Below are 23,129 nucleotides of genomic sequence, written 5' to 3'. Positions count from 1 at the left end.
TGACACTATCTAGTTGGAGCAACCTGTTGATGCTGACCCTCGGAAATATCTTCGTGCTGATGCTGCTCGCTACCGGTGGCGCGTGGTTGTGGCACAACCATGGCTTGCGCGAGCGCGCGCTGGAGCGGGTCAAGCAGCATTGTGCCAAGCTTGGCATCGAGTTGCTGGACGGCAACGTGGCCTTGAAAAAGATCGCGTTCATCAAAGACGCCAACGGCCGGCGCCGCCTGGCTCGCGTGTACAACTTTGAGTTCACCGTGACCGGCGAAACCCGTCACAACGGCACCATCACCCAATTCGGCGCCCACAGCGCGCAAATCGAACTGGCGCCCTACCCGATGCCTTTCGACGACACGCCGGCGGTCGTCGATGTAGTGAAGCCCCGCGCCGAGGTGATCGAGTTGAGCCAGTGGCGGCAAGAACACACCAAGTGGCGCCCTTAACCCGATCGGCAGCCCGCCAAAGCGGCTTGGAGTAAATCAGCCTCCTGCGGCTCGCTGAAAATCAGTTCTATCCGCGAATCCTGGCGCCATTCGCTGGGCTTCCAGTCCAGTTGCGAGTTATCCAGCGCATTGGCCGAGACCCAACCGTCAACGCTGTGGATAACCAACTTCGCCCGCCGCCAGGGCAGGCTTTCAAGCCATAGGCCCATGCGCGCCACGTCGAACCTCTGGCTCGGATGCCAACGCCAGCCGATGCTCCAGCCCCCCTCCTGTTCCTGACTCAAGCAAATCGGTAGCGAGGGATCGGTCCAGATGGCCGGCAGCTGCGCCAGCCCCTTGGGCACGACGAAGTTATCCACACCCGTTTCAGCCCGAGCCTGGAGCCCCGGCAAGTGGCTCAAGGGCAACTGAGCTTGCTGCGTCCAGTACAGGGGACGAGGCAGTAACTGCGCGGCGATTCGCTGACGATCATCAACGTCGAGATTTTCTGCCTTGTTCAACACCAACAAGCCGGCGCTGTTCAATGTCTCCTGTTGAGCCGCCGGCAGCGGTTTGCCAGCCGCGAGCGCTTGGGCATCCAGCACCAGTACACAGGGTTGTACCGCCAGTACACCGACCCACGGCGCCTCACTCAGCTGTTCAAGCAGCCGGGCCGGATGCCCGAGACCGGAGGGTTCGATGAACAGCCGATCCGGTTTCGCCTTGCGCAGCAACCGTCCGAGCCCGATCTGAAACGGCGCGCCATTGACGCAACACAAACAGCCGCCGGCCACTTCACCCAGTGCGATACCATCGGCATCCGAGGTCAGCAACGTAGCGTCGAGGCCAATCTGCCCGAATTCGTTGATCAGCACCGCCCAACGCTCGCCGACCGGCCGCTGCGCCAACAGGTGCTTGATCAGGCTGGTTTTGCCAGCCCCTAATGGACCGGCAATGACGTGCGTGGGAATGTTCTGCAACATGGTCGGTGTTTTCTGAGGAAGTAAAAGATGCGATTGATGGGATTGTCGTTATTGCTGGCGCTGTGTTCCGGCGAAGTGTTTGCCCAAGCCTGCGTGGTACATACCACATCCGCAAGATTGGACGTGAAAGTCTGCCAGCAAAACCGCAACATCCCGGAAAAGCTCTTCGCCGACGGCTTCTGCCAGCCCAATCTGGCCGGGCAGACCGTCGACGTGCAGTACGTTGACCAATGCCCAACCGGCGCATTCGGGGTGTGCAGCAATGCTCAAGTCGCCAATATGCCTTACCGGCAGGACATTCACTATTACGGCGTGGCCACCGATGCGGCCTATCTGAAGCCGTTTTGCGAAGCGCAAAGCCAGGGCAACTGGCTCACGCCTTGAGGCGTCAGCCGAGCCAATCGAGGGTCAGGATCAAACGACGCTCGCCCGATGCCAGTTGCGGCGAGCGGTGAATCAGCCCAAAACCTTCGTTGCCATGCCACTTTTCGCCCTTCAACAGCGCCACGTCCCCACTGGCGATCTGCTCGATCAACGAATCCTGTACAGGCTCGGCCTCGGGTTTTCCCAACTGGCGACGGTCCATAACGCCCTCTCGCAGCCACTGACTGCCGATGCCGGAATACGTAGTGATCAACCGCACCGGCACATGATCGACGTGGAAACGCGGGCACATGGCCTTGTCCAGCACCCGCAAACGCAGACCGATACGCTTGGCGCCGAACAAACAGGCAAACGCGCTGACCAACCACGACACGTCGGCAATGAAGCCCTCATACCCTTGCAGATCGCTGAAACCTGAGGCCAGTCCTTGCAGATTGGGTTCGGCGTCATCGCTCGCGAGCTCCAAGACCAGCGACTCGGCCAACGGCGCGTTCAGCGACAGCAGCAACTGACCGAAGTCGACAATATGCACGGGAAGCTGACGCTGCCAAATGGCGAGGTTTACCTCGTCATCGAGAATTCTGGCGAGCGTTTGCGGCGTTTCGCCCTGGACAGGATGAACCACCGAACGCCGCTTCAGACTCGGCGCCAACATCAGGCGGCTGCCTCTTCGTGCCACGGTCCAAACGGGTCTGGCAGCAATCGCCAACCCTCGACACCCAAGGCCATTTCAGCCTCCGTCAGCAGGCAATCGTCGAGCTCGGCGGTGAGCTCAGCAAAGTCGATGTTCTGCCCGATGAACACCAATTCCTGACGGCAATCGCCGGTGGCGGCAGTCCAGTTCTGCATGATCCCGGCCGTGCTTTCGTCGTCCTGCGGCCACTGGGTTTTCGGCACAAACCGCCACCAGCGCCCGGCGAAACCATGACGCATCAAGCCACCTGCCTGGGACCAGCTGCCGGCGTCCATGGGCTTGCTGGCCAGCCAGAAAAAACCTTTGGAGCGCAGCAGTTTTCCATTCACCCAAGGGCGGTCGATGAAGCTGAAAAAGCGCTGTGGATGAAAGGGTCGGCGGGCCCGGTAAGCGGTCGAAGCGATGCCGTATTCCTCGGTTTCCGGCACGTGCTCGCCACGCAATTCCTGCAACCAGCCCGGCGCCTGAGCAGCTTTTTCGAAATCGAAGCGACCGGTATTGAGGATTTTTTCCAGGGGCACTTCGCCCATGACCATGGGGATGATGTCTGCCTGTGCGTTGAGGCGTTGAAGAATCGCGATCAGTTCCTCGCGTTCGCGGCGGCTGATCAGGTCGATCTTGCTGATCAGGATGACGTCGGCGAATTCGATCTGCTCGATCAACAGATCAGTGATCGAGCGCTCGTCCTCCTCACCCAGCGTTTCGCCACGGGAAGCGAGGCTTTCGGCGGCCTGATAGTCGAGCAGGAAGTTCATGCCATCCACCACCGTGACCATGGTGTCGAGCCGCGCGATGTCGGCCAGGCTTTGCCCTTCTTCATCGCGGAAGGTAAAAGTTTCCGCCACGGGCAGCGGTTCGGAGATGCCGGTGGATTCGATCAACAGGTAGTCGAAACGCCCGTCCCTGGCGAGTTTGCTGACTTCTTCGAGCAGGTCTTCGCGCAAGGTGCAGCAAATGCAGCCGTTGCTCATTTCGATGAGTTTCTCTTCGGCGCGGTTCAGGCTGACGTCACGCTGGACTTCGCTGCCATCGATATTGATCTCGCTCATATCGTTGACGATGACGGCGACTCGCAGGTTGTCGCGATTGCGCAGGACGTAGTTGAGCAGCGTACTTTTTCCGGCACCGAGAAAGCCCGAGAGCACGGTCACAGGGAGACGATTGGGCATCAGGTATTCCTCACAAGGATGCCCGGTCGCAGTGTCGGGCTTGATTCAATGTTATAGTATAACAATGCAATCAAGCCACTCTCCTCTTGCCCATGACGACAAAGCGACCGATGCTAAAGGCCGTCCAATCCCCGAGAAACCCCATGCGTATTGCCCTGAAACTGGCGCTTATGAGTGTTTCGCTACTGGTGGCTACACAGGCCTGGGCGCAGGTTCCGAGCCTGGCCCAATGCACCCGTAGCGCCAATCTGCTGGCCTGTGTGGATGTCGACGGCAATGCCTATAGCGTCAACACCGTCGGCAGCACGATCTATCTGCGCGGCTTCGAAATGGCGGGCAAGCGCTACTGGGCACAGACCAACAGCCGCTACGGGCAACTGACCTTTTTCACCGGCATCGCTTCCGACGGCGAAGCCTGGGTTGGCTACAACCGTCGGGTGGGCTGGACCACCATCAATCGCTTCTCCAGTTCGGGTGGCAGCAGCGCCAAATTCACCTGCAGCCGGATCAGCGGCTGCTAGACCTGCGCTTTTTTCTGCGCTTGTTGCCAGGCGATGTAGCTGTTGGCGGGCGGATTTTTCTGGAAATAGCGCTGCAACCCTTCGAATAAACCGTCCGCCACGGCCTGCTGATGACGAGTAGTGACCAGTCGCTGGCTGTCGCGAGCATTGGAAATGAAGCCGGTTTCCACCAGGATCGACGGCACGTCCGGCGACTTCAACACCGCAAATCCAGCTTGTTCCACACGCTTTTGATGCAGCGTGGTGATCCCCGCCAAGCTGCCGAGAACCGTGCTGCCCAACTGCAAACTGGCGGCCAGGGTGGCGTTCATCGACATGTCGAGAATCACCCCGGCGAGCATCGGGTCCTTGTCCTTGAGATTGAGCAAACGAGTGGCGCCCAGCAGGTCCGCGCCGTTCTCACGCTGCGCCATGAAGCGTGCCGTGGCTGAGGTCGCGCCGCCTTCAGACAGGCAATACACCGAGGCACCGGAAGCCGTAAGACGCGGCGCGGCGTCCGCGTGCACCGAGATGAACATGTCGGCGTTGTGCTTGCGCGCTATCTCTACCCGTTTGCGCAGCGGAACAAAGAAGTCGTCGTTACGCACCAGCTTCACGTCAAAGCCCTTCTCGCGCTTCAGACGCTTGGCCAGCAGCTGAGCAATGGATAACACCACGTCTTTCTCTCGCTCCCCTTTGGCGCCGACCGCACCAGGGTCTTTCCCGCCGTGACCAGGGTCGACCACCACGATGATGTCGCGCTTGAGGTGCGCCGGCTCCTGAATCGCCTCAGAGGGCACCGTAACGGGCAATGACGCAGCGGACTTCAGATCGAGCACCAGCCGATGGCCTTGGCCATCCTGCGGCGGGAGCAAGAAGCTGTTGAGCTGCACCGGGCCGTTGAGGTCGAGGACGATTCGCGTATCCCCCAGACCAAAATGCCCGGAGCGGATCGAGCGGATCACCGTATCGGCGAGGGATAGCTGACTGAAATCGCCACTCACGTTGGCGCCATTCAGATCAATGATCAACCGCTCGGGCGCACTGAGTGAAAAGGTTTTGTAGTGCACCGGCCCGCTCAGATCAAACACCAGTCGCAGCTTGTCATCCGACCGCCACAACCGTGCGTTGCGAATTTGCGTGGCCGAGACACCAAAGGGCAACGCGAAGGCTGCGCTGGCCAGAATCAGGTTGAGCAAGTGACGTCTGTGCATGAAGAGAACCGCTCGAGAAAAAGACGTGGTCGAATTTAATGTAATAACATAACATGCCGAATCGATTCCCACGATGGACCTGCTCATGAATGCGCTGACTCTGCCGGATATCGCCGCGCAAGCCTCTCGCCAAGCCCTGCCGCTCGACTGGGTGGGCATGTGCGGCATTGCTCTTCCTGTTCTGTTCGATGGCCAGCGTCTGAGCGCAACAGCTGATGCGGGCGTGAGCCTTGATGATGGAGAGGCACGCGGGATTCATATGTCGCGGTTGTATCTGGCGCTGGAAATGCTCGAGCAGGAAAACCTGACACCGACCTTGTTGCGACGAATCCTGCAAAGTTTTCTCGACAGTCATCAAGGACTGTCCCGCAACGCCTACTTGAAAATTCACGCTGATTTGCTGCTCAAAAGGCCAGCGCTAATCAGCCCGCTGGCCGGTTGGAAACGCTATCCGGTGAGCATCGAAGCGCGATTGAAAAACGCGATGTTCCACGTGGAACTAAAAATCGACGTTGCTTATTCCTCGACTTGCCCGTGTTCAGCGGCACTGTCACGGCAGTTGATTCAGCAGCAATTCGTCGATGACTTCGCGAACCGATCGCTGCAACACGCCGATGTGTTGGCGTGGCTCGGTTCCACAAAAGGCATCGTTGCGACGCCCCACAGTCAACGCAGCACAGCGCACCTAAACGTACGCCTGGACGATTATCTGGACGACTTACCACTGATGGCCCTCATCAACGACGCCGAAGCCACGCTCGGCACCGCCGTGCAAACCGCGGTCAAGCGCGCCGATGAACAAGCTTTCGCCTTGGCCAATGGTCAGAACCTGATGTTCTGCGAAGACGCCGCGCGACGTTTGAACCTCGCCCTGAAACGCTCACCCGGCATCCACGCCTTTCACATCCGGGTCGTCCACGCCGAAAGCCTGCATGCCCATGATGCCGTTGCCGAAAGCCGCTGGAATTGGGAGGCTGCATGATCCGTTGCCAGGCATTGCGCTGGGGCGCCCCCGGCCAGCCACTCACCCCTCCCGTGGATTTCGAACTGCCCAAGGGAAGCCTGACCGCCGTGATCGGTGCAAACGGGTCGGGGAAAAGCAGCTTGCTGAAAGTCATCGCTGGATTACAAAAACCCCTCACAGGCAAAGTCATCCTCGATGTTCCACGCAAAGGCTCGCTGTCCTTCCTCCCCCAGCAACAACACCTGGACCGGCAATTTCCCATCAGTCTCCAAGAGCTGGTGGCCGCCGGATTTTGGGGCAACAAGCAATCGCCAGAACAGCGCAGCCAACGCCTGAAAAACGTGCTGGAAGATTGGTGCCTCAGCGGTCTGGAGCACCGCCCGTTGATGGCCTTGTCCGGAGGAGAACTCCAACGCGCCCTGCTCGCCCGATTGAGCCTTGCGCAAACGCCATTGTTGTTGCTCGACGAACCGCACGCGGCGCTCGACGAGCTCGGTCAATCGCTGCTCTGGAAACACATCCACCAATGGCAGGCCGAGGGTCGAACCCTGGTTGTGGTGTGCCATGACCTGGCCGCCGTGCGCCAACACATTCCACACACGCTGCTGATCAAAAGTAGCGGTTGCCTACTTGGACCAAGTACCGAACTGATCCACCAACAACCACAATCGCAGGTGGCCTGATGCTCGCCGCTGCTCAACTCTGGCAGCCCTTCCACGAGTTTGTGTTCATGCGTCGGGCACTGCTCGGCGGACTCGTCCTGGCGTGTAGCACGGCACCGCTGGGGGTGTTTTTGATCTTGCGGCGCATGAGCCTGATCGGCGATGCGGTCGCTCACGGCATCCTGCCCGGCGCCGCACTTGGCTTCTGGTTCGCGGGTTTGAGTTTGCCCGCACTGACCTTCGGTGGCCTGGGCGCCGGTCTGAGCATGGCCGGACTGGCCGCATGGATCACCCGCCGTACTGGCTTGCGAGAAGACGCCAGCCTGGCAGCGATCTATCCAATTTCCCTCGCCAGCGGAGTGCTGATCCTGGGCATCGCCGGCAAACGCCTGGACCTTTTGCACCTGTTGTTTGGCTCCGCTCTGGCGGTCGATGGCCCGACGTTGACCGGCATGTTGTGGGTCTCGGGCTTCAGCCTGATCGCCATGGGCCTGATCTATAAACCGCTGTTGCTGGACACCCTCGACCCGCTCTTCCTGCAAACCGTCAGCCGCCTCGGACCGTTGGCCCATGGTGTGTTCCTGACGCTCGTGGTGCTGAATCTGGTGATCGGTTTCCAGGCCATCGGCGCGCTGATGGTGGTCGGTCTGATGATGTTGCCCGCCGCCGCGTCGCGTTTCTGGAGCCGCCGCTTGCCGGTGTTGATTGTCATCGCCGCCATGCTCGGCTGCCTCTCGGTGTGGCTCGGATTACTGCTGTCGTTCTACTACTCGCTACCCAGCGGTCCGGCGATTGTGCTGGTTGCCGGCGGTCTTTATCTGCTGTCCGTGGTGTTCGGTCCGGTGCACGGTTTGTTGCGCCGCCCGCCTTTGCTCACATCCCAATGAGGTGTTGCCCGATGCGCGCTCTACTTGTGCTGTTCAGTTTGATGCTGTCGATGTCGCTGTCTGCGGCGGAAAAACTTCAGGTGGTCACCAGCTTCAGCATCCTCGCCGACATGACCCATCAGGTCGGCGGCGAGCATATCCAGATCACCAACATGGTCGGTCCGGACGCCGACGCCCACACCTACGAGCCTACGCCGGACGACGCCAAGGCGCTGCTCAGGGCCAAGCTGATCATCAAGAATGGATTGGGTTTTGAGCCATGGCTGGACCGTCTGGTGACCAGCACCGAAACCAAAGCACCGGTGATCAGTGCGAGTCACGGCGTCATCCCGCGCTCTCTGGATGAAGACGGCGAGACCATTCCCGACCCTCACGCCTGGCACAACCTGGCGAACACTGAGTTGTACATCGCCAACATCACCAAGGCGCTCATCGCAGCCGACCCGGCGAACACGGCGGACTACCAACGCAACAGCCAGGCCTACCTGAAAAAGATCTACGCCCTGCTTGCCGAAGCCAAGGCCAAGCTCGGTTCGCTGCCACCGGGCAATCGCAAAATAGTCACCTCCCATGACGCCTTCGGCTATCTCGGTCAGGCCTACGGGATCGACTTCATGGCACCGCAAGGACTGTCCACGGAACGTGAACCTTCGGCTGCCGAAGTGGCTGCGCTGATCACCCAGATACGCCAGGCCAAGGTCAAAGCGGTGTTCATGGAAAACATCAAGGACGCCCGACTGCTCAAACAGATTGCCGATGAAAGCGGCGCGCAGATCGGTGGCACGTTGTACTCCGACGCGCTCGCTGCCACCGGGCCGGCCAGCACCTTTGCCGGGCTGTTCGAATACAACCTCAACACTCTCTACCAAGCGTTGAGCAAGCAATGATCCGCAAGAACCCTTCAGGGGATTTACCGCAAATTGCGCAGTCCGCCTATGTGGATAAGACCGCCATCATCTGCGGCAAAGTGCTGATTGGAGAGAACGTCTTCGTCGGCCCTTACGCGGTGATTCGTGCCGACGAAGTAGACGCCAGTGGTGAGATGGAGCCAATCACCATCGGCGCCAACTCGAACATCCAGGACGGCGTGGTGATTCATTCCAAGTCTGGCGCAGCCGTCACCATCGGCGAGTTCAGTTCGATCGCCCACCGCTCCATTGTGCATGGCCCTTGCTCCGTCGGTGACCGGGTGTTCATCGGCTTCAACAGCGTGCTGTTCAATTGCGCGGTGGGTGATGGTTGCGTGGTGCGGCATAACTCGGTGGTCGACGGTCGCGACTTGCCCGATGACTTTTACGTACCCTCCACCACCCGCATCGGACCGAACACCGACCTGTCGCAGTTTCCACCGGTGAGTGTCAGCGCCTCGGAGTTTTCCGAGGACGTGGCGCGCACCAACGTCGACCTGGTGCGCGGTTACAAAGCGCTGCAAAACGAGTTCTGATCATGAGCAGTGTGCTGATTCGCAATGCCCGGCTGGTGAACGAGGGCCGTGAGTTCGAGGGAGATCTGCTGGTCAGCAATGGTCGGATCGTGAAGATCGCCAGCAGCATCCAGGATGAAAATGCCGACGTGGAAATCGATGCCGACGGCCAATGGCTGCTACCCGGAATGATCGACGACCAAGTGCACTTTCGCGATCCCGGCGCACCGCACAAGGGCAGTTTCTACACGGAATCGAGGGCAGCAGTGGCCGGTGGAATCACCAGTTTCATGGACATGCCCAACACCCGTCCGGCGACCCTGACCCTCGCAGACCTGGCGGACAAGAAGCGCCGCGCAGCGATCAGTTCAGTGGCCAATTACGGGTTCCATTTCGGCGTCAGCAATGACAACCTCGACACCATCGCTGCGCTCAATCCTTGCGAAGTCGCCGGCGTCAAAGTGTTCATGGGCGCCTCCACCGGCAACATGCTGGTCGATGATCCTCGGATTCTGGAGCGGCTATTCGCACAAGTGCCGACGATTTTGTTGGCCCACTGCGAGCACACGCCCAGCATCAATGCCAACGACGCAAACCTTCGAGACCTGTTCGGCGAACATATTCCTGCGGCCGCCCACCCACTCATCCGCAACGCCGAGGCGTGCTTTCGCTCCTCCTCGATGGCCGTGGACCTGGCCAAGCGGCATGGCACCCGGTTGCATGTGCTGCACCTGACCACCGCCCGCGAACTGGCGCTGTTTGAAGACAAGCCGCTGGCGCAGAAACGCATTACCGCCGAAGTGTGCCTGCACCACTTGCTGTTCGATGATCGGGACTACTCGAGCCTCGGTAATCTGATCAAGTGCAACCCGGCCATCAAGTCTCAAGCCGACCGCGATGCATTGCGCCACGCATTGCTGAGCAATCGACTCGATGTGATCGGCAGCGACCACGCGCCGCACACCTGGGCGGAGAAACAACAGCCTTATCGTCAGGCACCTTCCGGCCTGCCGCTGGTGCAACACGCCCTGCCCGCGTTGCTGGAATTAATGGCTGACGAAGTCCTGCCGATAACCACCCTCGTGGCCAAGACCAGTCACCGCGTAGCCGATTTGTTCGCCATCCCCGACCGCGGTTATCTGCGCGAAGGCTATTGGGCCGACCTCGTTCTGATCAAATCCGAACCTGATGGCGTTGCCGTTTCCCAGCAACCCATCCTGTCTCAATGCGGCTGGACGCCCTTCGCCCGGCAGCGTTTTCGTCATAGCGTCAATACCACGCTGGTGTCCGGGCAAATTGCCTGGCACGACAAACGTCTTAATGACAACTGTCAGGGATTACCTCTACGGTTTATGCGCTAGCGCGCAATACAGAAGCACTCGAGAGCATCACCATGATTCAGATCCGCCTGCCCGATGGTTCATTGCGTGAATACAGCCAGCCTTTGTCCGTGTATGAACTCGCCGCGAGTATCAGCACCGGACTGGCCAAAGCGGCGGTGGCCGGTCGGGTGGACGGCGTGTTGGTGGACTGCGAACACGTGATCCGGGGCGATGCACGGGTCAGCATCGTCACGCCTCAAGAGCCCGACGGCCTGGAGATTCTTCGACGCTCCTGCGCGTTGATACTGGCAATGGCGGTCAAGCAACTTTATCCCCATGTGCAGTTGCAGTCTGGATCGTCTCTGGGTGACGGGTTCTTTTATGGATTTACCGTCAAGCAGTCGCTGACCCGGTCCGACCTGCCCCTCATCGAAGCCCGGATGCAATTGCTGGCCGCGACCAACCATTCGATCCGCCGACAGACAATGAAGCCAGCAGAGCATTTGTCGCTATACCGCCTGGGAGACTTCGAACAGTTGACGACAGGCCCGCACGTTCCAGCCACGAAGGTGTTGCAGGCATTCTCCCTCGACCACATCAACGGTAAATCTGAGCAACGGATCTACGGCACGTGTTGGTCTTGCCAACAGGAACTGGACAGCTGGCGAGCACCGCCCCTGGTCATGATTGTCAGCATGGCGGAGCGTCAGGCGGGTTATGTCCAGTCGGTGACCGAGGCATTGCGCCGAAGCGGTGTGCACGTCCATGTGGATCTGCGGCATGAAAAGGTCCGCCACAAGATTCGCGAGCACGGTCAAAAAGTGCCGTACCTGATGGTTGTGGGCGAGAAGGAACAGGAAGGTGAGTTCGTCAGTTTGCGCAGCGGTGCCGGTGAGGATTTCGGCAGGATGGATGTTGAGGCGGCGTGTCAGTGGCTCAATCACGCCCGCTCCCACACGAGCGTGTAGGGAACGGGTGTAACGGCGAAGGTCTTAAGCGCGAGGTTTGACCGTCCCGCAATCCTGCCCCAGCCACACGGCGCGACTTTCCAGGCTACCCTTTTGCTGGATGCCGGTGGCATTGAAGGTGCCGTTGACCTTGGTGGTGAACTCACGGTCGCTGAGGAAAGTAGCCACACCGGCGCCTTGCGCTTTCGGACAGCTGAAACGGAATTTCCACTGGTTACCAGTACGGTCGGTGATTTCCTGTTTGCAGCCCGATTGCGGGTCGGTCAGAGGAATATTGTCGGTCTTCACCTGCTCCGGCGTCAGGCACGCCCGAATCCCTTTGCCGCCCATGGTGATGCCCTGTTTCTCCAGTTGCGCGCGCTGTTCCGGGGTCATCTGGCTCTGCAACTGCCCGAGGATCAGCTGCAAGTCCGGCAGGTTCTGGTTATCGACCTGCATGTTGCTGGTGGTCAATTCCCACAACCCGGGTTGCAGCATTTGCGCCTGCGCTGCCAAAGGAAGTGACAAACCAATAGCCATGGCCAAACCCAGCAGACGAACGTTCATCGAGTAACTCCTGATCAGTTGTGGCCGTTAGACGCCGGGCATCGGCTTCGGTTCATGGGCCAATTAAATAGCGACATTCTGCACGGAACATGGTCTGTTAAGCACTGAATCTTCAGGAGCAAGGCTGCCCCATGGATTACTTTGGACCGCACATTTTCGGCTACACCATTGCACTGCTTCACACGCTGGGCCTGATCGCTGCCATTCACGCGGTGCTCACCGTCCGCACCGCCCAGGGATCGATCGCCTGGGCGCTTTCGCTGGTGTTCATGCCTTACCTCACGCTCATCCCCTATCTGGTTTTCGGCCGCAGTACCTTTGATGGCTACATCAAGGCGCGGCGCCAGGCCAACGAAGAGATGCGCAAGGCCATCTCCGAGCTCAACTGGCGCCCCTGGGTCGAGGAGGCGCTGACCGCTCGTGCTTCCAATGCCTATGCGTCGCTGCGGGCGATGCCGAAGCTGGGCCGCATGCCGTGCCTGGCGAACAACGAAGTGCATTTGTTGATCAATGGCCAAGCCACGTTTGATTCGATTTTCGACGCCATCAGCCAGGCGAAAGAAGCCGTGCTGATTCAATTTTTCATCATCCACGATGATCGTCTCGGCCAACGCCTGCAAAACCTGCTGCTGAAGAAAGCGGCCGAAGGCGTCGCGATTTACCTGCTGTACGACCGAATTGGCAGCCACTCCCTGCCCCACAGCTACGTGCAACCGTTGCGCGATGCTGGCGTCGAGGTCAAAGCGTTCGCCACTCGCAGTGGCTGGCTCAATCGCTTCCAGGTCAACTTCCGCAACCACCGCAAGATTGTAGTGGTCGATGGTGTGCTGGGCTTCGTCGGCGGGCACAACGTGGGCGACGAGTACATGGGCGAGAAACCACCACTGGCACCTTGGCGCGATACCCATGTTCGAGTGCGCGGGCCGGTAGTCGCCTGTATGCAGGAGTCTTTTGCCGAAGACTGGTTCTGGGCTGCACGCTCGCTGCCACCGCTGATCCTGCCGGACGTGTATCCAGACGACGGCGTACTGTGCCAATTGCTGGCAAGCGGTCCGGCGGATTCCTACGAAACCTGTTCATTGTTCTTCGTCGAAGCCATCCATGCCGCGACTGAACGGGTGTGGATCACCAGCCCCTACTTCATCCCCGACGAAGCGGTGTTCGCCGCACTCAGGCTGGCGGTACTTCGTGGTGTCGATGTGCGACTGCTGCTGCCCTCGCGTCCGGACCACCGCATCGTCTACGCCGCCTCCAGCCTTTATGCCTTCGAAGCCGTACGCGCCGGCGTGCGGGTGTTCCGCTACGAGCCCGGTTTCCTGCATCAGAAAGTGGTGTTGATCGACAGTGAAATCAGCGCCATCGGCAGTGCCAATCTGGACAACCGCTCGTTCCGGCTTAACTTCGAAGTGATGTTGTTGACGGTCGACAGCGCGTTTGCTGCCGAGGTGGAACAGATGCTTAACGATGACTTCGATCAGGCCCATGAAATCGCCAAAGACGAAGGCCGGGAGACCCACCGCCTGCAACAAGTCGGCATGCGGGTCGCCCGGCTTATTTCACCGATTCTCTAAGGGTTGTAGATGTCGTCGCGGGTCCATGGCAATTCATGGCTGCCATCGGGGTGGGCTTTGACCGCGAGGATCTGGTGCAGGTTGATCCAGCCCCGGGCAAACGCATAAGCGCATCCCGCCAGGTACAGCCGCCAGATCCGCAAGGCTTGTTCTGGCACTTGCCTGGACGCCGCCTCCAGATTGTCTTCCAGACGTTCGCTCCAATGGTCCAGAGTGCGCGCGTAGTGCAGGCGCAAGCTCTCGACGTCGACGATCTCCAGCCCCACTTCACTGATCTCTGCCGATATCATCGACAAGTGCGGCAGCTCGCCGTTGGGGAACACGTATTTCTCAATGAAGTCGCCGGCACCGCGTCCCACCGGACGGCCGTCGGTGTGTTTGGCGGTGATCCCGTGGTTCATCACCAGGCCGCCCTCTTTCACCGCGCCGAACAGGGTTTTGCAGTACTCAGCCAGGTTGGCGTGGCCGACGTGTTCGAACATGCCGACGCTGACTACTTTGTCGAAGCGCCCGTCTTGAGGCAGGTCGCGGTAGTCGAGCAGTTGCAGTTCGACCAGATCCTCCAGGCCTTCCTCTTTCACGCGTTCACGGGCCAGGGCGAGTTGCTCTTTACTGAGCGTAATGCCGAACACTTTCGCGCCGAACTCCCGCGCCGCGTACCGCGCCAGTCCGCCCCAACCGCAACCGACGTCCAGCAAATATTCACCCGGCTGTAACCGCAACTTGCGGCACAAATGACGGAATTTGGCTTGTTGTGCCTGCTCCAGGGTTTCACTGCCGGTCTCGAAATACGCGCAGGAATACGCCATGTCACTGTCGAGCCACAGCTGGTAAAACGCGTTGGAAAGGTCGTAGTGATAGGAGATGGCTTTGGCGTCGGTTTCTTTGTCGTGGACGGTACGCACCGGCTGATTGTCGTCGTTTTCGTCCAGCATCGCCTGACTCCACTCATCGCAGACGCGGATAACGTCGCTGATGGAGCCTTCAAGCTCAAGCTTGCCCTCGACAAACGCCGCTCCGAGCGCGTCCAGGCTTGGATGGGTGAACTGGGTAACCATTTGTGGGTCCTTGACCACAATCGTGACGCTGGGCGTTGGCCCCAGATTAAATTCATGGCCGTCCCAGAGTCGCAGGCGTAACGGTAGCTGCAGATTCTGTAAGGCCGGTGGAAGATGCGCGAGCATGGAGTGTTCCCCTGGTTTCAGACGTCTGATGTGAGGGTAGACCATCCTAGAAAATTAGCTGGCTATCGAATTAATAGCCGTTTTCTATGATGCGTTACGCTGTAACCAACCCTCGTGAATCCACTGCTTGAACCAGGTCACAGCTTGAAGTGGTGCGCCCTCTCCATAGATGACTGTCAATTCAGAGCACAGTTCAGCAAAATTCCAGCCCTGCTCAAACAGTCCTTTTAGCGCGTTGGCCTCTTCGAGCTCCAGGCTTCGATATTGGCAAACAAGATCATTTCGACAGATCACCACAACGCTGGAAGCGTCGAGTCTCGTACTGCCAGGGAACGGCGTTTCATCCTTGGCCGATCGCCAAAGCGCCACACTGTTGAAAGCACATTCAAACCATTGCAGCGAAGGGCTGGGACGCACTTGCAGCGTCGGCCAGTCTTGCGGTGCCAGTTCCGCCATGTCCTGCACCGTCAACGGCGTTCCCGGTGGCGCATCGAATGCCAGCGTAAAAGCCCACTCAAGGGCGGCGAGTTCGGCCAGAGGCGCACTTTGCTCAGGCACCAGGTGCTGGCGAATAAACGTTTCGAAGCCTTTGCCGAGCCAGCGAAGGCTGTAATGAGTCGAGGGATTCTGGCGGATATACGTTGCGGCGAGCTGTTCGAACTCGTCGTCACCCAGCCAGTTGAGGACTGCGGGATAGTCGCCGCGCAGCACTTCCTGCAGCCGGGCTTGATAAGCATTGTGATAAATCGCCAGCCCCGTGCGGACGTCCAGCGTCGGTCCACCGATAAGGCTTGAGCCAAGCGCCACATCCGCCGCTGAAGACTCTCCCGACAGGTAACGTTCAAAGGACTGTTGCCATTCGTTCAGGCGCATTTTCGTCTCCGGGCCAGCGAACTCTCGCCGAGCTCCCGGGCTTTTTGCAGTTCTGTTAGCAGTTCTTCAAACGGCGGGAAATGGTCATCGCGCTCCAGCAGCGTGGCGACCGGGCCGAGGTAATCGAAGGTTCGTTGGTAAAGTGCCCAGACCGGATCGCTGACGGGATGGTCATGGGTGTCGATGACGTAATCGCCGTAGTCGCTGTGGCCCGCCAAGTGAAGTTGGCGAATCTTGTTTGCCGGTAAACCTTGAATGAAGGTCCACGGGTCGAAGCCATGATTGCGTGAGCTGACATAGACATTGTTGACGTCCAGCAACAGCTCGCAATCGCTCAGCTGACTCAGGGCATGAAGAAATTCCCACTCGCTGAAATCATCGCCTGCACTGCGCACATAGCTGGAGACGTTCTCCAGTACCAGTGGCTGCTGCAATACGTCTTGCACCTGGCGCACTCGGCCTGCCACGTAATAGAGACTTTCTTCGGTGTACGGTAACGGCAACAAATCATGCAGCTGATGGGCGTTGCCTCGGCTCCAGCACAAGTGATCAGAGATCCACGCCGGTTTGACGCGATCAGCCAGGCGTCTGAGTTGTTGCAAGTAGTCGGGATCGAGGGCATGCGGCCCGCCGATGGACAACGACACACCATGCATCACCAGCGGATATCGCTCGGCAATGGCGTCAAGGTAGTAGAGGGCTTTGCCGCCCTGCACCATGAAGTTTTCGGAGACGACTTCGAACCAGTCCACGGCCGGCGACTGATCAAGAATCTGTTGATAGTAAGCACTGCGCAAACCCAGGCCGTAACCCAGACAAGGAAGGGATGCAGACATTTGCGGACTCCTCGCAAAAAAAACCGCAGTGGCCATGGGGAAACCACTGCGGCGCAAAGCGGTAGCCGGTTATTCGCCGACCTTGCCACCTTCCTTCATGCATTGAGCTTGAGTCATCGCCTTGAAGCCGTGACCTTTGCAAACGCCCTGCCCCTTACAGGCGTTTTCTGCGGTTTTGCAATCGTTCATGCCTTTGCACGACGTCACGCCGTAGCAGTGAACCTGAGCCGCGTCGGCAGCTTGAGCCTGAGTCGCAACACCGGCAAACAGGGTGGCAGCGGCGAAAGCGAGAGCGGCACCAGCGGTAGCGGATTTGAAGTTCATTTTTGTATCCTCGGTGATCGTCAGGGTTGTCGGCTGGAACGTTGTTCAGTCCCGACACAGCACTAGAGAGCGCTGCCCCAACGGCGTTACAGAGGCCTGCAAAAAAGTTTTCGATCCCCTCAACTGTCTTCCTTGAGCTTGAGCAAAGGCTCCTGAAACCGCAGCAAACGCCCGGCGTTGCCAAGGACCAGCAATGTGCTCAAGTTATGCAGCAACGCTGCAATCATCGCCCCTGCCGCACCGAGCCAGCCAAAAGCGGCGAAGGCCACAATCGCCAGGGTCCAGCCCAGACCGATGATCACATTGACCTGCAAGGTCTGGCGGCATTGACGGCTCAAGCGCACACAGGTGCCGAGCCGACGCAGGTCGCTGCCGATCAACACGATGTCAGCCGAGGCCAGTGCAATGTCTGCCCCGCCCGCGCCCATCGCCACACCGACGACACCGGCCTTGAGCGCCAGGGAGTCGTTGATCCCGTCCCCGACCACCATCGGCCGAAAGCCGCTACCGATCTCCTTGAGCACGCGATTGAGTTTGTCCTCCGGCAACGCCTGCGCTTCGACATCGCTGATGCCAACGTCGCGAGCCAGCGTGTGCGCGACGCTCTGCCGATCCCCAGTGAGCAGCAACTGCCGACCCAGGCCCAGCTCACGCAACTCACTCAAGGCAAATCGCGCCTCGGGTTTGACACTGTCGGCCAGCAACAGCCAGGCGAGGAATTCACCGTTAAGCGCCAGCCCGGCAATCGGACCGTCGTGCTCAGGAACCGCCGACGTAGCAATGCCCAACTGCGCGAACAACTCCGGACGACCGAGGGCGGCCTCGCCCTGTTCAGTCATTGCCACCACGCCCAAGCCCTGGCGCTCGTGGATGTCCGACAGCAATAGAAAATGCTCCTGCGTGACCAACCCGGCGAGCGCACGACTGACCGGATGACTGCTGGCTGACCCGAGGCTGGCGGCCAGTTTCAGGACGTGACTGCGGTCTTCCAGCGGACTGTCGATCGACTGCAGGCGCAGAGTGCCAAACGTCAGCGTGCCCGTCTTATCAACCACCAGCGACGTCAGGTCCGCCAGTTCTTCAAGGAACGCCGAACTGCGGATCAGAATGCCGTGCCGCGCTGCCACCGCCACCCCGGCAATGGCCGTCGCCGGTGCCGACAACACCAGCGCACAGGGACACGCAGCGACCAGCACCGCGAGCATGGCCTGCGCATCATTGGTGACAAACCAGGTCACCGCCGCCAGCAGTAAAACCAACACCATGTAGCTGCCGGCGTAACGCTCCAGCAAACGAGTAATCGGCGGCTTGGAGCGCTCGGCGCTTTGCATCAGCGCGATGACTTTACCCAGGGTCGATTCGTTGCCGGTGCGGGTCACTTCAATGCGAAGCAAACCATCGAGGTTGATCGCCCCACCGAACACCGGCATGCCTACGCCAGCTTCAATCGGCACCGACTCACCGGTAATCGAAGCGGTATCGAGGCTCGCCTGACCAGACAACACCCGACCGTCCGCCGGCACACGATCACCGGCGCGCACCTCGACCAGGTCGCCAGCCTTGAGGGTGCTGTTGTCGACTTCGAGGATCGAGCCATCCGCCTGCACTTTGCGCGCATGGCTACGAGTCAGTTTGCCAAGGGCATGAATCGCTTCCTGAGAACCGATCACGCTGCGCTCTTCCAGCACGTGGCCGAAGATCATGATGATCGGCAATAACGCAGCGGTCAGCAGATCACCCGTGGCCCAGGCGCCGAGCATGGCGAGCGCGATCAACTGATCGGTGATCCCGTGCAAGCTGGGGTAACGCAGGCTGTACCACGCCGAACGCATCACCGGCACGGCCACCAACAGCGAAGCAAACCCGAGCAGTAATTGACTGACGCCAGTCTGCTCCGGTGACAACCAGCGCCAGATCAGGCCGAGCCCGAGCAGTCCCAGTGCAAGCATGGCCAGCGTCAGTTGGCGAGCGGCGCTGCGTTGTTCGGCCGAGGACAACATGCTCGGTGCAGCGGCGGATTGCGCGGTCATTGTGCAGCTCCCTGAATGATCAGGCGGGAATCATCTTTCGGATCAACCGTGGTCACGGAACCGGCCTGGCCGAGGATCTTCGGCATTCGTTCGCGGTAAATGCGCAGCAGCATTTGCGGGTCGGTGCCCTGCTGTTGCGCCTTTGCCAGGCTCAGGACGGTGGCGGTGTCGGCAGACGCTTTTGCCAGTCGTTCGCTGGCTTGGGCATGGGCCACTTGCAACGCTCGATCCGCTTGCTCGTTGGCAGCCTGGGTTGCTTTCTCGGCTTCGGTGCGCGCGTTCGCCACGGCTTTGTCGGCCTGCTGACTCGCGGTCAGGACCGCGTTGAAAGCATTCACCGCAGGGCCGGGCAAACTTGATTGCACGTCGACTCGCGCGACTTCGATACCCAACCCCTGCCCTGTTGCTTTCAGCTCGGCCAGCCGTTGATTGATGCCCTGCACCAAATCGCCACGCAGACGTTCACGGCGTTCGGCCGCCTGATTGTCGGCGCCGATCAGTTCCGGACGAGCCACCAGAATGGTGTCCAAATCTCGCGCGGCAGTCAGGGCCACGGCACTGCGGGTGACCAGTCGATCCAGCGCCGGCAGCACATGCTCACCTTGCAGCACGAACGCATACGGCTCGGTGACTTTGTAGAACACGCGCACATCGAGTTGCACCACGCCGGCGTCACCCGTCAGCAAATAGCCGGAACCGGCGAGTGCATCACTGAGCGGTGTGGCGAACGTGGCGACGCGGTCCGCTTGCAAGGCGACATCACTGCGCAACAGGTTTTCCACCCGACGCTCAATGACCCGATCGGCCGCTGGCAATAGAACCACCTGCTCAAACGGCCTCGGCCATGCCAGTAACAAACCGGCATTCTGGATGCGATCCAGCGCTCCGAAATGCAGGACCACTGCGCGATTCTGCGGATCAATCTGCCGCACATTGGAGAACGCCCAGGCTAACGCAGCCAGAACCGTTACGGCATACAGCGCCAAAAAAGCCAGGCGTCCGGCCTGAATCCACGGACTGCTTAACTCATGTGTTCCACGTGGAACTATATTCATGGTTGCGACCCGGACTTGTTTTCGAGGGTCGGTGGTCCATCAACCAACACCCGAAATGGCGCGGCATCGGTGCGCAATATCAGTTTAGTGCCCGGCGAAACGATGGTGCCCAAGGTGTCGAGGGAGCGCAGCAAGTTATACAGCTGCGGAGAGCCGGCATAAGCACGGCCGTAAATCTGCGCTGCTTCAACCCGCGATTGAGCTTCGATGTCAGCCGCTTTCACTGTCGCATCGGCCTGGACTATTCGCGCATCTCGCTCGGCGGCGGATCGGATTTGCGCTGCTTCGCGTTTGCCGATTGCAGTGCGTTCGGTCGCAATTGTTTCACGCTCGGCGCGCATGCGATCAACCGTAGCGGTCAAGGTTACCGACGGCAGGGTCAAACGCTCGATGCCAACTTGCAACACGCGCACGCCATAAGTGGTGAGCAATTGCTGATCGATTTGCTGCCGCAGTTGTGCCTCAAAGTCGGCAATGTGCACTTGATTGGCGTCGGTGTTGACCAGGTTGGCCAAGTCAAAACTGCTGGCCGTGGTTTCCAGTGCAGAGCCGACAAACGTGCGGATCTGCCGTGCCGCTTCATCCGGCTGGTTCTGCACCGCGCGCATGAAGCGCTGCACGTTGTCCGGATCGCCCTGCACCTGCCACGCCACGTAGGCCTGAACGATGATACGCAAACCGTCGCGGGTACCCACATCCTGCAAACCACTGGAAGTGGTGCGCAGCCGCAAGTCGACAGGAATGGCCGCTTCAAACGGTGCCGGCCAACGCCAGCCAAGACCCGGCTCCAGCAACACCCGCGACGGATTGCCGAAGCGGGTGATCACGGTGGCCTCCCCCGATCGCACTTGCACCAGGCTTGCGGCAGCGATGGCGAAGGCCACGAGCAACGCCGCCCAGCTCATGCGCCGCCAGGGAAACGGACCGGCTTCTTGTGGATCGCCGTGGTGATGATGGTGATGACCGTGGTGATGCCCATGTCCGCCATGGCCGTGATCGTGGCCGGCGTGGTCATCGTGATCGTGTGTGTGCGACTGGCTCAATGGGTAGCTCCTGGCTGGGCGCTCGTACGCGGCGACGCAGGATCAGCCGGCAGCGTGAAAGTACGAAGGTCGATGGTCGGCGCATTGCTGCTGCCACCCAGACGATGATCAAGAATCAGCAGCTTGGCGTTGGCCAGGCCCTGGCTCAACTGGCTGAGGTATTGCTCCAGCACAAAGGCTTGGCCGGCGCTGGCATAGGCTTTCTGTTCGGCGCTGAATTTCAGGTCTGCGGCCTGGGCCGTGGCGTTGATTTCATGGGCGCTGGCGGTCGCTTGGTCGCGGGCAATGCTCGCCTGCAGTTGCGCCTGGTTGGTCGCCTCCGCAGCCGCACCGCGTTCCCGCGAGATCAATGCTTGCGCACCAATCTGAGCAGCCTGAACACCGTGATAGGCGTTGGCGGCGCCGGCCGGTGGATGAATCGCTTCGACCACCGTGGCGAGAATTTCCACACCGCTGTTGAGTTTCTGCAAGTCGGCCTGCACTGCTCGGCCGATCTCTTCAGCGAGCCCTACCCTGTCCTCGCCGAGCAAACCGTCAAGGGTTCGCGAGGCAAAGTCATGCACCAGAATCCGGCTGGCGGTGCTGCGAATCAGCGTCGGCACGTCCGCGCTGTTGTAGGTGGCCGCCAGCGCCGCTTGGTCGGTCAGGCCGATACGGTAGACGAAACGCACGTCCATGTTGACGATCTGGAAGCTCTGTTTGTCGGCGCGACTGCTGGCAATGACCTGGGATTTATCGTTCACGTGGCTGGCGTCCCATAGCCGATTGGCAATCGCCGGTGCCGGGCCTTCGGCAGGTTCGGGTACGACCGCTGCAGACGCTTCGCCAACACTGGTGGCCAACTCGTGAACCACGCCGTTTTCAACATTCAGCACACGGCCCAACGGCCACGGCAATCCAGCGTGCAAACCAGGACCAAACACCTCCACCGGTTTGCCGAATCGTTCGTAGATGCCCCGCCCTTGCAGGGGTATTTCGTGAATGCCAGTGAGTGACCAGCCGACCAGAACAACCACCGCCAACACCGGCAGAAATGCGCGACGCATGTAAGTGAAGGCCCAGATCTGCCGCAAGTCGATGCCAAAACGGTTGTGCAGTTCGTGCTGCAACGCGAGCAGCGGTTGTGGCGGCCAGCGCAGCATGTCGGCGACAAAACTGCGCGCCAGCAACGTAGGTTCAAGTTGTTCACGCTGTGGACTGAACAGCGACAACAGCGCCCGCAGCAGCAACTCGACTGCGACCAGGCCCGGCAGCAGACCGATCAGCACCGCCAATCGCACCGGCCAGACCGAGGTTTCACTGGCGAACAACAGACACAATGCGCCGATCACCAGGCAAATGATCGCCACCCGCGTCAGTTGCGCCAGTGCCCCGGCTTCCGGCCATTGAGCGACGTTTTCCTGGGCCAGTTGCCGCTCGACCACCAGCAGACCGAATGCCAGCAGCAACGCCAGCGCCGCACCGACACTGGCCGATAACCCAAGCGCGGCAGGCGGTAACGCAAGGTTCCAGAACTGACTGATGCTGAACAACGTCAGCAATGCCCAACCGCCGAGCCAGAGGGTTGGCGCGCCGATCTGGCCGAGCATTTTCATCGAGCCCTGACTGAGTCGCTCCAGCAGCCGCTCATACCAACCTTCCGGCGCCACGGTTTCGTCGACGACGACCACGTCCAGCGGCGGGTTCATCGCTTGTGTGCGCCACCGGGTCACCCACCAGGCGGATTGCAGACCGGCGACCAGCACCAGTAAAGCGGCGCTCTGACTGACCAGTAACGCGCCCCACAGCGACTGAGGCGCAAACAACCCGACAAACAACGCCAGCACCAGCCCGGCCGCAGCCAAAGCACTCAGGCCAATGGCGAACTGGCGCAATCGCCGCCCCTGAAAGAGCGCCTGCTGAAAGCGCGGCAACCCTGCTACCTGCGCGCTATCGACTTCGAGATCGACTTGCATACCACCCCAGTGCTTGTTCAATGCGGACATCGCGTTTCGTTACGATATAACGAAAGCGGTGAAATTTTTGTACTAAATCCCTCTATCTAAAGGCGCTGAACCTGTCGCTTGGCTGAAGCC

The 23,129-nt window shown here is 59.9% G+C and carries 24 protein-coding genes; 11 read left to right on the top strand and 13 right to left on the bottom strand.

The features are described from left to right. The first annotated feature begins 29 nt into the window (after positions 1-29). Positions 30-443, top strand: a complete 414-nt coding sequence (locus ACWKV5_RS13185; protein WP_123433186.1) for a DUF3301 domain-containing protein — start codon at positions 30-32, stop codon at positions 441-443. Here ACWKV5_RS13185 and ACWKV5_RS13180 read toward each other — a convergent pair. Continuing rightward, on the bottom strand, positions 440-1,405 hold the full coding sequence (locus tag ACWKV5_RS13180; RefSeq protein ID WP_483841595.1) for a CobW family GTP-binding protein: 966 nt from the start codon (positions 1,403-1,405) through the stop codon (positions 440-442). The two genes, ACWKV5_RS13185 and ACWKV5_RS13180, sit on opposite strands and share 4 nt — an antisense overlap. Before the next feature lie 27 nt (positions 1,406-1,432). Between ACWKV5_RS13180 and ACWKV5_RS13175 the strand changes: the two genes are divergently transcribed. Next, a complete protein-coding gene (locus ACWKV5_RS13175) occupies positions 1,433-1,789 on the top strand; it encodes an NADH:ubiquinone oxidoreductase (RefSeq protein ID WP_483841594.1) in 357 nt (118 codons plus the stop codon). A 4-nt stretch (positions 1,790-1,793) separates the two neighbouring features. Here the strand turns inward: ACWKV5_RS13175 and ACWKV5_RS13170 are convergent, their stop codons facing one another. Then, positions 1,794-2,444 (bottom strand): DUF1826 domain-containing protein, encoded by a 651-nt coding sequence (locus ACWKV5_RS13170; protein WP_483841593.1) that lies wholly within the window; start codon positions 2,442-2,444, stop codon positions 1,794-1,796. Continuing rightward, positions 2,444-3,652 (bottom strand): zinc metallochaperone GTPase ZigA, encoded by a 1,209-nt coding sequence (gene zigA / locus ACWKV5_RS13165; RefSeq protein WP_483841592.1) that lies wholly within the window; start codon positions 3,650-3,652, stop codon positions 2,444-2,446. Before zigA ends, ACWKV5_RS13170 begins: the two co-directional genes overlap by 1 nt. A 143-nt stretch (positions 3,653-3,795) precedes the next feature. Between zigA and ACWKV5_RS13160 the strand changes: the two genes are divergently transcribed. Further along, on the top strand, positions 3,796-4,173 hold the full coding sequence (locus ACWKV5_RS13160) for a glutamine synthetase (protein WP_483841591.1): 378 nt from the start codon (positions 3,796-3,798) through the stop codon (positions 4,171-4,173). Here the strand turns inward: ACWKV5_RS13160 and ACWKV5_RS13155 are convergent. Then, positions 4,170-5,366 carry an N-acetylmuramoyl-L-alanine amidase gene (locus tag ACWKV5_RS13155; protein WP_483841590.1) on the bottom strand — a complete coding sequence of 399 codons (1,197 nt, stop codon included), beginning with the start codon at positions 5,364-5,366 and terminating at the stop codon, positions 4,170-4,172. The two genes, ACWKV5_RS13160 and ACWKV5_RS13155, sit on opposite strands and share 4 nt — an antisense overlap. Positions 5,367-5,451: 85 nt before the next feature. On the opposite strand from ACWKV5_RS13155, the gene folE2 reads away from it, so the two are divergent. Genes folE2 through ACWKV5_RS13120 form a run of 7 tightly spaced genes read left to right on the top strand, consistent with a single transcriptional unit; the run spans position 5,452 to position 11,592 of the window. Beyond that, entirely contained in the window at positions 5,452-6,348 is an 897-nt protein-coding gene (folE2, locus tag ACWKV5_RS13150; protein ID WP_483841589.1) for a GTP cyclohydrolase FolE2, read from the top strand. Next, entirely contained in the window at positions 6,345-7,013 is a 669-nt protein-coding gene (locus ACWKV5_RS13145) for a metal ABC transporter ATP-binding protein (protein ID WP_483841588.1), read from the top strand. The genes folE2 and ACWKV5_RS13145 overlap by 4 nt, the downstream gene beginning before the upstream one ends. Continuing rightward, on the top strand, positions 7,013-7,879 hold the full coding sequence (locus ACWKV5_RS13140) for a metal ABC transporter permease (RefSeq protein WP_483841587.1): 867 nt from the start codon (positions 7,013-7,015) through the stop codon (positions 7,877-7,879). Before ACWKV5_RS13145 ends, ACWKV5_RS13140 begins: the two co-directional genes overlap by 1 nt. 11 nt (positions 7,880-7,890) lie before the next feature. Further along, positions 7,891-8,766 (top strand): metal ABC transporter substrate-binding protein, encoded by an 876-nt coding sequence (locus ACWKV5_RS13135; protein WP_483841586.1) that lies wholly within the window; start codon positions 7,891-7,893, stop codon positions 8,764-8,766. Then, on the top strand, positions 8,763-9,323 hold the full coding sequence (locus tag ACWKV5_RS13130; RefSeq protein ID WP_483841585.1) for a gamma carbonic anhydrase family protein: 561 nt from the start codon (positions 8,763-8,765) through the stop codon (positions 9,321-9,323). Before ACWKV5_RS13135 ends, ACWKV5_RS13130 begins: the two co-directional genes overlap by 4 nt. A gap of 2 nt (positions 9,324-9,325) precedes the next feature. Further along, positions 9,326-10,663, top strand: coding sequence for a dihydroorotase (locus ACWKV5_RS13125; RefSeq protein WP_483841584.1), 1,338 nt, complete (start codon positions 9,326-9,328; stop codon positions 10,661-10,663). Positions 10,664-10,695: 32 nt separating this feature from the next. After that, positions 10,696-11,592 (top strand): His/Gly/Thr/Pro-type tRNA ligase C-terminal domain-containing protein, encoded by an 897-nt coding sequence (locus ACWKV5_RS13120; protein ID WP_483841583.1) that lies wholly within the window; start codon positions 10,696-10,698, stop codon positions 11,590-11,592. A gap of 24 nt (positions 11,593-11,616) precedes the next feature. Here the strand turns inward: ACWKV5_RS13120 and ACWKV5_RS13115 are convergent, their stop codons facing one another. Continuing rightward, a complete protein-coding gene (locus ACWKV5_RS13115; protein ID WP_483841582.1) occupies positions 11,617-12,138 on the bottom strand; it encodes a DUF3617 domain-containing protein in 522 nt (173 codons plus the stop codon). A gap of 131 nt (positions 12,139-12,269) precedes the next feature. On the opposite strand from ACWKV5_RS13115, the gene cls reads away from it, so the two are divergent. Further along, positions 12,270-13,709 (top strand): cardiolipin synthase, encoded by a 1,440-nt coding sequence (gene cls / locus ACWKV5_RS13110; protein WP_483841581.1) that lies wholly within the window; start codon positions 12,270-12,272, stop codon positions 13,707-13,709. On the opposite strand, the gene cfaB is transcribed toward cls, so the two are convergent. The 8 genes from cfaB to hflK (ACWKV5_RS13070) form a co-directional block, all read right to left on the bottom strand. Continuing rightward, the gene (gene cfaB, locus ACWKV5_RS13105; RefSeq protein ID WP_483841580.1) at positions 13,706-14,893 is read right to left on the bottom strand and encodes a C17 cyclopropane fatty acid synthase CfaB; all 1,188 of its coding nucleotides are present in this window, start codon (positions 14,891-14,893) and stop codon (positions 13,706-13,708) included. The genes cls and cfaB overlap by 4 nt on opposite strands. A gap of 84 nt (positions 14,894-14,977) precedes the next feature. After that, positions 14,978-15,766, bottom strand: a complete 789-nt coding sequence (locus ACWKV5_RS13100; RefSeq protein WP_483841579.1) for an HvfC/BufC family peptide modification chaperone — start codon at positions 15,764-15,766, stop codon at positions 14,978-14,980. Continuing rightward, positions 15,757-16,602, bottom strand: a complete 846-nt coding sequence (gene bufB / locus ACWKV5_RS13095) for an MNIO family bufferin maturase (RefSeq protein ID WP_483841578.1) — start codon at positions 16,600-16,602, stop codon at positions 15,757-15,759. Before bufB ends, ACWKV5_RS13100 begins: the two co-directional genes overlap by 10 nt. A gap of 69 nt (positions 16,603-16,671) precedes the next feature. After that, positions 16,672-16,926: a BufA2 family periplasmic bufferin-type metallophore gene (bufA2, locus tag ACWKV5_RS13090; protein WP_483841577.1), complete on the bottom strand. Its 255-nt coding sequence runs from the start codon at positions 16,924-16,926 to the stop codon at positions 16,672-16,674. Positions 16,927-17,045: 119 nt separating this feature from the next. Next, on the bottom strand, positions 17,046-18,956 hold the full coding sequence (locus tag ACWKV5_RS13085) for a cation-translocating P-type ATPase (RefSeq protein WP_483841576.1): 1,911 nt from the start codon (positions 18,954-18,956) through the stop codon (positions 17,046-17,048). Beyond that, on the bottom strand, positions 18,953-20,011 hold the full coding sequence (gene hflK / locus ACWKV5_RS13080) for a protease modulator HflK (protein ID WP_483841575.1): 1,059 nt from the start codon (positions 20,009-20,011) through the stop codon (positions 18,953-18,955). Before hflK (ACWKV5_RS13080) ends, ACWKV5_RS13085 begins: the two co-directional genes overlap by 4 nt. Further along, complete coding sequence (gene hflC / locus ACWKV5_RS13075) at positions 20,008-21,054, bottom strand: protease modulator HflC (RefSeq protein WP_483841574.1); 1,047 nt, start codon at positions 21,052-21,054, stop codon at positions 20,008-20,010. The genes hflK (ACWKV5_RS13080) and hflC overlap by 4 nt, the downstream gene beginning before the upstream one ends. Beyond that, positions 21,051-23,009: a protease modulator HflK gene (gene hflK / locus ACWKV5_RS13070; RefSeq protein WP_483841694.1), complete on the bottom strand. Its 1,959-nt coding sequence runs from the start codon at positions 23,007-23,009 to the stop codon at positions 21,051-21,053. Before hflK (ACWKV5_RS13070) ends, hflC begins: the two co-directional genes overlap by 4 nt. Positions 23,010-23,129: the final 120 nt, after the last annotated feature.

Source organism: Pseudomonas oplopanacis (assembly GCF_057128725.1).
Note: the sequence above shows the minus strand (reverse complement) of the source record. Positions and strands in the feature narration are given on the sequence as shown.